Here is a 12,128-nt window from a genome sequence, read left to right on the forward strand (position 1 = left end):
AATGGATTTCCCAAAAGATTTATTCAAAAATAATCATTACGCCATTTTAGGGTTAGGTAAAAATGGCATTGCCGCTTCCCAACGTCTCTTACAGATGGGTGCAACAATACAGGTCTGGGATGATCAACCCAAAGCTCGTCAGCAAATCCCTGAAAAGTTAAAGCCCCATCTTGCACCTTTTAAAAACTTGGAAAATTTCAATGCCTTAATTTTATCTCCTGGTATTCCGCATTTTTTACCAAAACCACATCCTGTTGCAGAACTTGCCCGACTGAATTCAATTCCTATTTTTTCAGATGCAGAGATTTTATATCAAGCTATCAAAAAATCGGGGTCTCGAGCACGTTTCGTGGCTATAACTGGAACAAATGGTAAATCAACGACCACTGTTTTACTAAACCATATTCTAACAGAAGCTAAAATAACATCTGTAGCAGGAGGTAATCTGGGACCGGCATCCCTATCCCTTCCATATTTGGAGGACGATGGTGTTTACATTCTTGAAATGTCCTCCTATATGCTTGAGCGCTTATCCAGTTTCAAAGCAGATATCGCATGCTTATTAAATATTACACCAGATCATATTGAACGGCATGGAGACATGAAAGGATATGTTCAAGCCAAATATCATATTTTTGATCATCAAAATCAACAGGATATGGCAGTTATTGGAATAGAGGATGATTACTGTAAATCTATTACGAAACGACTTGTCCAAAATGATATTCCGGTTAAAAAAATATCTGGGAAAAAAGATATCAATGCCGATTTTTGGGTTGATCAGCATCTTCTGCAAGACAAGAAAGGCATTATTGCTGATTTAAATCAAGCAAGTCTTCTTCCTGGGCAACACAATGCACAGAATGCTGCGGCTGCTACGGCAATGGCCCTCGCTTTGGGCGTTGCACGGCAACAGATAGCGGAAAGTCTTAATTCTTTTAATGGACTTGCCCATCGACAGCGACCTGTCGCAACCATTAATTCAGTGACTTTTATCAATGATAGTAAAGCCACCAATGCAGATGCGACCTCGAAGGCACTTACCTGCTATAATAAAATCGTATGGATTGCTGGTGGATTGGCCAAGGCTAAAGGAATAGACGATCTTGCACCCTATTTTTCTAAAATAAAATTCGCTTTATTGATTGGTAAAGATGCACCACTGCTAGCAAAAACCCTAGATAGATATCACGTCCATTACCAGATTGTTCACACACTTGATCAAGCAGTCCCTCTCGCTTTTGCATTTGCCAAACAACATCATATTCATACTGTAATACTCTCTCCTGCCTGTGCCAGCTTTGACCAGTTTGATAACTTTGAGGAAAGAGGGAATGTGTTTATTCAACTTGTCAAGCAACTAGAAACATCATTCCGTCAAACCCTAAACGATTAGGAAATTTATCATGTCCAATATTTCCCGTCTCGATAATTCATTACTGGCACGATGGTGGCGAAATATCGATCATTGGATGTTGGGAAGTGTCGGTTTGTTGATCGGGTTTGGCTATATTTTAATGCTAGCCGCCAGCCCTGCCGTTGCACAGAGAATAGGAGCATCACGAGACATGTTTATCTTTAAACAGATCATGTTCCTGAGCATTGCAGCCCTGATTATCATGGTTACCTCAATGCTGTCTGTGGAGGGGATAAAAAGACTTGGAATTATTGGAAGTTTTATTGCCATACTGGCAACCGCCTATACCCTTGTTCATGGTATGGAAATCAAGGGGGCCCGTAGATGGATTGCCTTACCAATGATGTCTGTCCAGCCTTCTGAATTTTTAAAACCCTGCTTTGCGGTTTTAACGGCTTGGTTTTTAACTCGATGGAACAAACGATTTTATATTCCTAATCTTCTCATAACTTTTATTTTTTATGGAGTTATCCTTTTCCTTTTAAAATCTCAACCCGATATCGGCATGCTTGTCGTAATTACCGCTGTTTTGCTAACCCAGCTTTTCGTAAATGGTCTCAACCTATTTTGGGTATTTTCTGCTTTTGGGGCCATGGTTGCCGCTTTTATCGGTGCCTATACCGTTTTTCCACATGTACGTTCTCGTGTTGAACGCTTTCTTCATCCCAATGTTGGTGATCATTATCAGATTGACACCGCTCTGCGTGCGTTTGGAAATGGTGGAATGATGGGACGTGGACCGGGTGAAGGACGCGTGAAAGATCTCTTGCCCGATGCACATGCTGATTTTGTGTTTGCTGTTGCGGGTGAAGAATACGGAATGATTGTTTGCATGATTATTATTTTAATATTCTGTTTCATTGTTGTACGTTCTTTGTTAAAAATGATCAAGGAAGACAATCCTTTCATCATTTTGGCAACAACAGGCATCATTACCGGTTTTGGATTACAAGCTTTTATCAACATGGCCTCTACCCTTCACCTTATTCCAACAAAAGGCATGACCTTACCTTTCATCTCATACGGTGGTTCATCCGCCATGTCTGTTGCATTGGCCATTGGTATGGTGCTTGCTTTGACAAGACACAGGATAGAGGCCCCCAAATTTTCAAAAAATGATTTCCAGCCATTCAGTAAGAGAAATTTAGTTCAATGAACAAACCTGCTATAGCCATTGCCGCAGGGGGAACAGGTGGTCATTTCTTCCCAGCCAAATCCCTTGCCCTACAGCTCACCAGACGAGATTATCCTGTGGTTTTTATGACGGATAAAAGGATTGAAGATCGAGAATTGGCTTCATGGCATGACATTCGTCAATTCGTTATTGATAGTGCTGGCATCAACAAAAAAACAATAATGAAAAAAATAGGTAATACCTTTTCCTTGATGAAGGGGATTATCGAGGCAAGAAAGATCCTAGTTCAGAATCACGTTTCTGCAATTGTCGGGTTTGGTGGATATCCTTCCATTCCGCCTCTTTTTGCCACACGATTATTGTCCAAAAAAAATAGACCTATCATCATTCTTCATGAAGGTAACGCAATTATTGGCAAGGCCAATGCCTTTCTTGCACCTTTCGCCACCAAAATAGCGACATCTTTTCCTGTCACGAAAGGGCTTTCCAATTCTGATAAAATAGTAGTAACCGGTCTTCCCGTGCGACCTGATATCACCTCCCTTTATCCATCCGTTTATGAACCTCCTAAAGAAACAATTCATCTATTAATCTGGGGAGGATCTTTAGGAGCAAGAATTTTTGGTGAAATTGTTCCTTACGCTTTGGGAAATCTCTCTCTATCCTTACGTAAAAAACTGCGCATCACGCAACAGTTACGTCAAGAAGATATTGAAACAATAACCCGATATTATCAGAAAAACGAAATAAAAGCAAAGCTATCACCTTTTTTAACGAACATTGGAGATCTTTTGCAAAAAGCCCACCTAGTAATTGGCCGATCAGGAGGATCATCCACGGCAGAACTTGCCCTGACTAACCGTCCGGCTATTTTAGTTCCCTATCCCCATGCCGCCAACAAAGAACAGTATTATAATGCCCAAATTCTTGAGAAAGAAGGAGCGGCATGGTTGATTAATCAACCTGATTTTACTATTGCAAACCTAACGCAATTAATTAATGATTTGTTCAGCCATCCAGAAAAATTGCAAAAAGCTGCCTTATCCCATAAAACTGCCTATCCCAATGCGGCAAAAAATCTGGCTGATTTAATAGAGCGATCTGTTGCAAATCTATCATTCTAACTTCATTTAACAAGAGCATTTTCATGAGATCCCTTCCTCTTTCAATTGGTATCATTCATTTTGTCGGTATTGGTGGTATTGGCATGTCCGGTATTGCTGAAACTCTACATTATCTAGGCTATCATATTCAGGGTTCTGATATTGCGGAAAACGCTAATGTGGAAAGACTGCGTAAATTAGGCATTTCGATCAAAATTGGTCATAGGGCGGAAAACCTTGGAAAAGCTCAGGTTGTTGTTGTCTCTTCTGCCATTAATAAAGATAATCCAGAGGTTATAGAAGCCAGGGCTCATTTTATACCTGTTGTACAAAGAGCGGAAATGCTTGCGGAACTTATGCGGTTACGCTGGTCAATTGCTGTGGGCGGAACTCATGGAAAAACAACAACTACAAGCCTTATCGCAACATTGCTCGAATATGCCAAACTTGATCCAACAGTTATCAATGGCGGAATAATTGAAGCATACGGTACCAATACAAGAATGGGATCTGGAGACTGGATGGTTGTTGAGGCAGATGAAAGTGATGGCTCCTTTCTTCGCCTCCCCGTTGTTATAGCAGTTGTTACCAACATGGATCCAGAACATATGGATCATTGGGGAACAGTCGAGGCCATGGAAGATGCCTATCAGCAATTTGTTTCCCATATCCCCTTTTACGGTTTTGCTGTCTTATGTATTGATCATCCCAGCGTCCAAAAAATGTTACCCCGACTTTCAGACCGTCGTCTCATTACTTATGGTTTTTCCCCACAAGCTGATGTGCGGGCGGAAAAGGTTATTATGGATAAGTTAGGAACAACATTTAACGTTGTTTTTACAGATCGGCAAAAACAGATCAATCGACATCTTGGTCCGTTCCGTATTCCAATGCTCGGGCAGCATAATGTACAAAATGCCCTTGCCGCTATTGCCGTAGCCTTGGAAATGGATATCAGTGAAGACAACATTCGTTCTGCCTTTGCCGGTTTCAAGGGAGTGCAACGTCGTTTCACTCGTGTCGGGGAAGTCAACAAAATTACCATTATTGACGATTACGGACATCATCCCGTCGAAATTGCAGCGGTTTTGAAAGCTGCCAGACAGGCAACCACTCATAATGTCATTGCAGTCATTCAACCACACCGTTATTCAAGATTACAGAATTTATTTGCCGAATTCTGCTCCTGCATGAATGATGCCAGCACTGTCATTGTTGCTGATGTCTATCCAGCAGGAGAAATTCCTATTCCAGGTATCAATAAAGAGGCGCTTGTTGAAGGATTGCGAGCGCATGGACATCAATCTGTCGTTGCATTGCCCCAACAGGATCAATTGGCAGAAATGATTAATGCAATTGCCGAACCTGGAGACTTCGTTATCTGTTTGGGAGCAGGTTCCATTACAAATTGGGCCCATGCTTTACCCGAACAATTAAAAGCCTTACAAAAAAAATGAAATAAAGGATAAAATTAATGTCTACGGGGCTTTTCACCAAAGAAGCAATTTCCGATTTATTACCCGAACTGAGGGGACGCGTAACCTACAATGCCCCGTTGAAAAACAGAAGCTGGTTTCGTGTAGGAGGTAATGCCGAAATCCTTATCAACCCCGCAGACACGGAAGATCTTGCCTATATTCTTAAAACAATGCCTTTGGAGTGGCCTTATTTTACCATAGGGGCCACCTCTAATCTTCTTATTCGTGACGGTGGGCTTCAAGGAATAAGTTTTCAATTACGCAAGGGATTTCATGAAATTATTCCCGACCGTGAAGGACTTGTTGCAGGTGCAGCTTGTTTGGATATGACAATCGCGGAATATGCCGCCCAGCTTGGTTTAACAGGTATGGAATTCTTGAGTGGTATTCCCGGTAGTATTGGAGGGGCAGTCAAAATGAATGCAGGAGCCCATGGTTCCGATATTGCAACAATTATGGACTGGGCAGAAATACTTACTCGAAACGGAGATTTATTCCGTCTTTCCTCATCTGACCTAAAATTAAGCTATCGTCATTCTATTTTACCACCCGATGGTATTGTCACTCGTGTAAGATTGCGGGGTAAACCCGGCAACAAAGATACCATACACAAAACAATGGACGAAATAAAAGCTCAACGCGAAAATTCACAGCCAATTCATTCAAGAACAGGTGGTTCCACTTTTCGCAACCCCTCACCGAATATTTCCTCTTACAAGGCCTGGGAACTTATCGATATGGTTAAAGGCAGAGGGCTTATCATGGGAGGGGCAAAAGTCAGTGAAAAACATTGTAATTTCTTAATCAATACAGGGGAAGCGACAGCTGGCGATCTTGAAAATTTAGGCGAGGAATTAAGAAAACGGGTTTTCAACGATTTTGGTATTGAACTTGAATGGGAAATAAAACGTATCGGAATACCTTATGCTCAAAGGGAAAATAAGTATGTTAGCTAAACGAGTAACCGTTCTGCGGGGAGGATTATCATCTGAACGAGAAGTCAGTCTGGCCAGTGGTGAGAATATAATCGAGGCATTGAATACGGCAGGCTATGAAGTAACGGATTTAATCGCTAACGATAATTTAAATGAAATTGTCAATTCACTGACCAAAAACCGTCCCGATGTTGTTTTTAATGCTCTGCATGGAAACTTTGGCGAAGATGGAGCCATTCAGGGTGTTTTGGAATGGTTGAATATACCCTACACCCATGGAAATATATGTTCCTCAGCAATCGCGATGAATAAAAAGATTACCCGTATTTTACTTCATGAAGCCGGTCTTCCGATAGCTAAAGGTAAATCTGTTCCTATCACGCTGTTGGATTCAGGGGATCCCTTTCCTGTTCCATATGTGGTAAAACCCATTCAAGAAGGATCATCTGTAGGTGTTCATATCATCCAATCAAACGATGCCAGTATCCGACAGAAACAACGTGAAAAAATCATAAAGGAATGGATCTTTGGTCAAGAGGCCCTGATTGAACAATTTATTCCAGGAAAAGAACTAACAGTCTGCGTGCTTGATGACAAAGCCCTTACCGTAACCGATATATCATCTGGAACAAATATTTTTTACGATTATAACGCAAAATATCAAGCTGGACAATCAACCCATACTGTCCCCGCGGTTATACATCCGCAAGCTTTTCAGACAGCGTTAGACTATGCGCAAAAAGCTCATAAGATTCTAGGATGTGATTCTGTTTCCCGCACTGATTTTCGGTACGATAATCACAATGAAACACAAGACCAACCTGGTGATTTGTATATTCTGGAAGTAAATACACAACCCGGCATGACCAAAACTTCTCTGCTGCCAGAACAAGCCGCCTTTTGTGGGATAACCTATCCCGAACTATGTTCACATCTTGTGGAAAAAGCAAAATGTCGTACTTGAAAAGGCGACCTAATCATCAGGATGATCGTCCCTCAAAACAAAAAATAGCCTATCGCCGTTTGAAGCGAATGCTTCGTCCCTTTTTCTTTCTTCTTATCATCCTTGGGCTTTTTATCGGGGGTGGATGGGCCATTTATAAGTTCGCATCGGAACAGGAATTTTCACTTTTCAGAACAAAAACAGCCAAACTTGTTCCGATGAAACTGGCTAATATCATTATTGATGGCTGTAAACTGACCACTGAATATGAAATAAAACAGGCCCTTGGTATCAATATTGGTGATCCGATTCTTAATTTTTCCATCAATGATGCCCAGAAACGCCTAAATGGCCTAACTTTTGTCAATTATGCCGTTATCAAACGTCAATTACCAGATACTTTAATTGTCCACATTATTGAACGAAGTCCCTTTGCCGTTTGGCAAAACCAAGGAAAATTCAAACTTATTGATAAAAAAGGAAACATTGTCAACGATCAGGGAATGAATGGAAAAGATGGACAGGCTTTTTTAAAACTTCCCTTGGTTGTCGGTATTGGTGCAAATACAGCAGCTTCCGATTTGATCGACATTTTATCCGTTTATCCAGATATCAAAAATCGTATGGTGGCAGCCGTAAGAATCGGGAATAGACGCTGGAACCTAAATTTGAAAAATGGTACAATCATTTTACTTCCCGAAAATCAGGAAATTGCTGCCATTCAACGACTGATTCAATATGAAAAACAGTTCCAGTTACTGGATCGTCCCCTGAAACATATTGATTTGCGTCTTCCCGACCGCTTAATCATACTAAAAGATAAAGAACCGACACCACCCAATCCTGTAAATGATAATCCGGAACCCTCTAATGACAATGACGAAAAAACACCTTGATCAAATCTTTTCTGGTATAATGTAACTCTTGAGGAAATGGTTAAGTGCATGAAACAACTAAATTATAAAACAAGTCAAGGAAATTCCCCCAATCATGCAAAGCAGACCATCGCTATTGCCCGATCCAGGCAATTAGTAAAGAGTAATATATTTCCCCCTGACGACTTACCCGCGCAAAAACAATTTTTACCCGGTGTTTTCGGTGTATTGGATATTGGCAGTACAAAAATCACCTGTCTAATTGGACAGGGTAAATCCAACGGAAAACTAAAAGTTCTGGGATATGGATGGAGACGCTCTCATGGCGTAAAACAAGGTGGTATCATTAATCTTAAAAGTGCTGAACGTGCAATCCGTTCAGCCGTTGGACAGGCAGAAGAAGCAGCCGAGCGTCGGTTAAACAAAATTTATGTAAATCTTTCTGGCGGTAAACCTGACAGCCAGCTTTACAATATCGAATGGCCAATTGGCGGAAGAGAAATCACCAATCATGACATATATCGACTGGTTAACGAAGGAATTTTGAGAGCCCAAGTTGAAGGTCGTGAAATTATTCATGCCTTGCCTCTAAGTTTTAATGTTGATGAGACCGCTGGGGTTGAAGATCCCAGAGGACATCAATGTGAAATACTGAGCACAACATTACATATCATCAGCACTTCCGCCACATCCCTTAAAAATCTGGCAACCGTCTTAATGCGTTCTGAATTGGAAATTGAAAGCATCATATCCACCCCTCTAGCTGCTGGACTGGCAGTAATGGCACCAGACGAAAGGGATTTGGGCGCCACTATTGTGGATATGGGTGGCGGAACAACCTCTATTGGCATTTTCGGCGACAATCAACTTCTCTACACTTCACAAATTCCGATTGGTGGATCCCATATTACCAGGGATATAGCAGGTATTCTTTCAACCTCAATTGATACAGCGGAATGGCTTAAAACTAAATATGGCAGTGCTGAATATTCCTATAACGACGAATATCAGCAATTGCCCATTCAAATGATCGGTGACGATGATTACGAAATTATGACAAAAGTTCCGCTATCAAGAGTTATTTCTATTATCAGGCCACGGATAGAAGAAACACTTGAATTGATTCGAGACCGCCTGGATAATTCAAATATTGGCAAAGCAGCAAATGGCAGGGTTGTATTAACGGGAGGGGGTTCTTTACTTGAAGGACTCGGTCCCTTAGCAGCCCGTATCCTGAACCGTCAAATCCGCTTGGGAAAACCCAACAATATTATAGGATTACCCAATGATAGTACAACCTCGGCTGCCTTTTCTACTGCTGCCGGTTTACTCTGCTGGGCGGCTGGCGAGGGAAGAACCCTTGCAGATCTCGATTTCTCGAATAAAAAAAACAATGGTTTCCTTAAAAAAATAATTGAGTTTATAAGGATACACATATAAATATTTTCTTTGTATAATAGTAACTTTCCATTGTAACCTTACACATAGTTTACGAAATATCGGTTCGAGGACATTCATGACACTCAATTTAACGATTCCACAGCCCGCTTATGAAGATTTCACCCCTCGTATTACTGTTATTGGTGTTGGTGGAGGGGGAACCAACGCTGTGGATAACATGATTTTATTGCATTTGAAAGGCGTAGAATTTGTTGTTGCCAATACCGATGCGCAACAATTGATGAACAGTCATGCTGATAATCGTATTCAATTAGGTCCCCATCTAACCCAAGGGCTGGGAGCTGGTGCAAAACCAGATATTGGTCGCGCAGCTGCAGAGGAAGCCGCTGATGAAATAGCCCGGCATCTTGACAATATTCACATGGTTTTTATCACTGCTGGAATGGGTGGTGGAACAGGAACCGGTGCCGCACCAGTCATTGCAAGAATGGCACGTGAACGTGGAATTCTGACCGTCGGAGTTGTCACTAAACCCTTTACCTTTGAAGGAATTCGCAGGGCTCGATTGGCGGAAGCCGGTATTGCCGAACTTCAACAATTTGTTGATACGCTGATCGTAATCCCAAACCAAAACCTCTTCCGTACAGCAACTGAAAATACAACATGGAAAGATGCTTTCAAAATGGCGGATGAAGTGTTATATATGGGGGTTAAAGGGGTGACAGATCTTATGATGTCGCCAGGACTTGTCAATCTTGATTTTGCCGATATCAGAACAGTCATGGCTGAAATGGGTAAGGCTATGATGGGAACAGGAGAGGTGGAAGGTGAAAATCGGGCTATCCGTGCAGCAGAGGAAGCCATTTCCAATCCATTGCTTGAAGATACGTCTATGGCTGGGGCAAAAGGATTATTGATTAACATTACGGGCGGTGATGATCTGACTCTGTTTGAAGTCGATCAAGCAGCCAACCGTATTCGTGAAGAAGTTGCCGAAGATGCCAATATTATTTTTGGGTCCGCCATTGATGAGAACCTGACAGGAAAAATTCGTGTATCAGTGGTAGCAACCGGCATAGACAGCCCGGTGCAATATGAAAAGCAATCTCAAACTGTACAACAAGAGCAGCAGATATCTTCAAACGATACCGCACAATCAAAAGATTCAAATAACGCACAAACAGATACATCTTCTGAAAATAATCAGACACAGTTTGATACAGAAAAAAAATCGGATGAATCTTCTTTAAATGTATCTTCTGAGGCCAATGCATCATTTGATCAATCGAAAGAAAAGAATCAAACAAATTTTTCTGATGATCCAACCCCTCCCTCCCCTGATTCTGTCCCAGAACGTGTGTCAAAAACATCACCACGTTCAGGTTTATTTTCAGATTCACGTCATCAGGAACCCGAAACTAACACTGCTCCCACACGCAGTCTTTTTGGTATTGTTACCGGTGCCTTACGAGGAAGAAGCAATAATGGTTCACCTTCCTATCATCAAAAAAAGAATGAACCCTCTGTCTCCAATAGTGAGAATTCCAACAAAAATGACCAGAAAAGTCAATCTTCAGCTGAAGAGGCAAGCCTGGATATACCAGCTTTTCTTCGTAGAAAATCAAGATAATATTATTTATTAGAGACTTCAAAAGTTTTGAAGCCTCTAATAAAATATCAAATGCGTAACACTATGCAATAATCTTTGACTAGTATTCCCTTACTAAAAATTATAATGAAATTCATGTGAGTTATTAAATCTTGGTAATTATTTAGAGGAGAAAACTATGAATTATCCGCAGGTTATACCCGCTTCAAAAAAGGTAAACATCGCATATAATTCATTGCTATCTTCCAAATTTACAAATGATATAAACTTATCCTTGCAATATACCCTTGCCTCTCCTGTTAATTTCTCAGGAATGGGATTGCACACAGGCAAGTTAGTTCATGTAAAATTGATTCCAGCCCCCGTAGGAACAGGAATTGTATTTTTTAGAACAGATCTTGATGACAGACCAATTCCAGCCCATTATAATAACGTTATTGATACAAGTCTTAGCACGGTAATTGCCTCTCCGAATAACCCAAATATCAGAATAGGAACGGTTGAACATATTATGTCTGCGCTGGCAGGCTATCAAATTAACAATCTTTTTATCGAATGCAATGGGCCTGAAATGCCCGTTTTGGATGGATCAGCTGCCAAATTCACCACGCTTCTACATAAGGCTGGCCGACAATCTCTTTATGCAGACAAACCCGCCATACAAATTATGAAACCTGTTCGGGTAGAGTATAACGACGCTTTTGCTGAACTTCATCCATCATCCGAAAATCAACTATCATTGTCATTAACGATTGATTTTCCAAATTCTCTGATTGGAAAACAAACCTTTGACATGGATCTAACCCCCCTGAATTTTCAAAGAGAAATAGCCTTCTGCAGAACATTCACCTTTAAAAAAGAAATAGATACACTTCATAAAATGGGTTTGGCAAAAGGGGGTAGCCTACAAAATGCCATTGTTGTTGATAATGGAAAAATTCTAAATCCGGAAGGATTATATTGTCCAAATGAATTTGTCAAACATAAAATGCTTGATGCCATAGGCGATTTATCTTTGGCAGGCCACCGACTGTATGGAAAATTTATTGGATATAAATCAGGACATAAACTAAACAATATGTTACTTCACGCCTTGATGAAACAAACAGATGCATGGCGCTTTCAATTTTCCCATCAATTATCAGGCAGGATTTACCATGATTCCCAGGTCATTTCCCTAGACAGATATCCTCTCAGACAAGAAACATAAAAACCTCACCTGCAAAACAAAA

10 protein-coding genes are annotated in these 12,128 nt (G+C 40.9%); all 10 read left to right on the top strand.

The genetic code is table 11. The features are described 5' to 3' along the window. Position 1: 1 nt before the first annotated feature. Positions 2 to 1,396: a UDP-N-acetylmuramoyl-L-alanine--D-glutamate ligase gene (gene murD / locus GN303_RS07150; RefSeq protein WP_110438466.1), complete on the top strand. Its 1,395-nt coding sequence runs from the start codon at positions 2 to 4 to the stop codon at positions 1,394 to 1,396. 10 nt (positions 1,397 to 1,406) lie between these two features. Beyond that, positions 1,407 to 2,573: an FtsW/RodA/SpoVE family cell cycle protein gene (locus GN303_RS07155; RefSeq protein ID WP_110438467.1), complete on the top strand. Its 1,167-nt coding sequence runs from the start codon at positions 1,407 to 1,409 to the stop codon at positions 2,571 to 2,573. After that, positions 2,570 to 3,676 (top strand): undecaprenyldiphospho-muramoylpentapeptide beta-N-acetylglucosaminyltransferase, encoded by a 1,107-nt coding sequence (gene murG, locus GN303_RS07160; RefSeq protein WP_110438468.1) that lies wholly within the window; start codon positions 2,570 to 2,572, stop codon positions 3,674 to 3,676. Before GN303_RS07155 ends, murG begins: the two co-directional genes overlap by 4 nt. A 23-nt stretch (positions 3,677 to 3,699) precedes the next feature. Next, positions 3,700 to 5,112, top strand: coding sequence for a UDP-N-acetylmuramate--L-alanine ligase (gene murC / locus GN303_RS07165; protein WP_110438469.1), 1,413 nt, complete (start codon positions 3,700 to 3,702; stop codon positions 5,110 to 5,112). Positions 5,113 to 5,129: 17 nt separating this feature from the next. After that, positions 5,130 to 6,089 carry a UDP-N-acetylmuramate dehydrogenase gene (murB, locus tag GN303_RS07170; protein ID WP_110438470.1) on the top strand — a complete coding sequence of 320 codons (960 nt, stop codon included), beginning with the start codon at positions 5,130 to 5,132 and terminating at the stop codon, positions 6,087 to 6,089. Further along, entirely contained in the window at positions 6,079 to 7,032 is a 954-nt protein-coding gene (locus GN303_RS07175) for a D-alanine--D-alanine ligase (protein WP_110438471.1), read from the top strand. The genes murB and GN303_RS07175 overlap by 11 nt, the downstream gene beginning before the upstream one ends. Then, positions 7,020 to 7,907 carry a cell division protein FtsQ/DivIB gene (locus tag GN303_RS07180; protein ID WP_158523859.1) on the top strand — a complete coding sequence of 296 codons (888 nt, stop codon included), beginning with the start codon at positions 7,020 to 7,022 and terminating at the stop codon, positions 7,905 to 7,907. The genes GN303_RS07175 and GN303_RS07180 overlap by 13 nt, the downstream gene beginning before the upstream one ends. A gap of 48 nt (positions 7,908 to 7,955) precedes the next feature. Beyond that, complete coding sequence (gene ftsA, locus GN303_RS07185) at positions 7,956 to 9,326, top strand: cell division protein FtsA (protein WP_196424164.1); 1,371 nt, start codon at positions 7,956 to 7,958, stop codon at positions 9,324 to 9,326. A gap of 76 nt (positions 9,327 to 9,402) precedes the next feature. Beyond that, complete coding sequence (gene ftsZ / locus GN303_RS07190) at positions 9,403 to 10,917, top strand: cell division protein FtsZ (protein WP_110438474.1); 1,515 nt, start codon at positions 9,403 to 9,405, stop codon at positions 10,915 to 10,917. A gap of 157 nt (positions 10,918 to 11,074) precedes the next feature. Continuing rightward, the gene (lpxC, locus tag GN303_RS07195) at positions 11,075 to 12,106 is read left to right on the top strand and encodes a UDP-3-O-acyl-N-acetylglucosamine deacetylase (protein WP_110438475.1); all 1,032 of its coding nucleotides are present in this window, start codon (positions 11,075 to 11,077) and stop codon (positions 12,104 to 12,106) included. Positions 12,107 to 12,128 lie beyond the last annotated feature (22 nt).

Origin of the sequence: Commensalibacter melissae (assembly GCF_009734185.1) — a bacterium.
Taxonomy (GTDB): Bacteria; Pseudomonadota; Alphaproteobacteria; order Acetobacterales; family Acetobacteraceae; genus Commensalibacter; species Commensalibacter melissae.

Coding starts and splice junctions, on each gene's coding strand:
- murD (WP_110438466.1), top strand. CDS start 2: ATGGATTTCCCAAAAGATTTATTCAAAAATAATCATTACGCCATTTTA.
- GN303_RS07155 (WP_110438467.1), top strand. CDS start 1,407: ATGTCCAATATTTCCCGTCTCGATAATTCATTACTGGCACGATGGTGG.
- ftsA (WP_196424164.1), top strand. CDS start 7,956: ATGAAACAACTAAATTATAAAACAAGTCAAGGAAATTCCCCCAATCAT.
- ftsZ (WP_110438474.1), top strand. CDS start 9,403: ATGACACTCAATTTAACGATTCCACAGCCCGCTTATGAAGATTTCACC.
- murC (WP_110438469.1), top strand. CDS start 3,700: ATGAGATCCCTTCCTCTTTCAATTGGTATCATTCATTTTGTCGGTATT.
- GN303_RS07175 (WP_110438471.1), top strand. CDS start 6,079: ATGTTAGCTAAACGAGTAACCGTTCTGCGGGGAGGATTATCATCTGAA.
- murB (WP_110438470.1), top strand. CDS start 5,130: ATGTCTACGGGGCTTTTCACCAAAGAAGCAATTTCCGATTTATTACCC.
- GN303_RS07180 (WP_158523859.1), top strand. CDS start 7,020: ATGTCGTACTTGAAAAGGCGACCTAATCATCAGGATGATCGTCCCTCA.
- murG (WP_110438468.1), top strand. CDS start 2,570: ATGAACAAACCTGCTATAGCCATTGCCGCAGGGGGAACAGGTGGTCAT.
- lpxC (WP_110438475.1), top strand. CDS start 11,075: ATGAATTATCCGCAGGTTATACCCGCTTCAAAAAAGGTAAACATCGCA.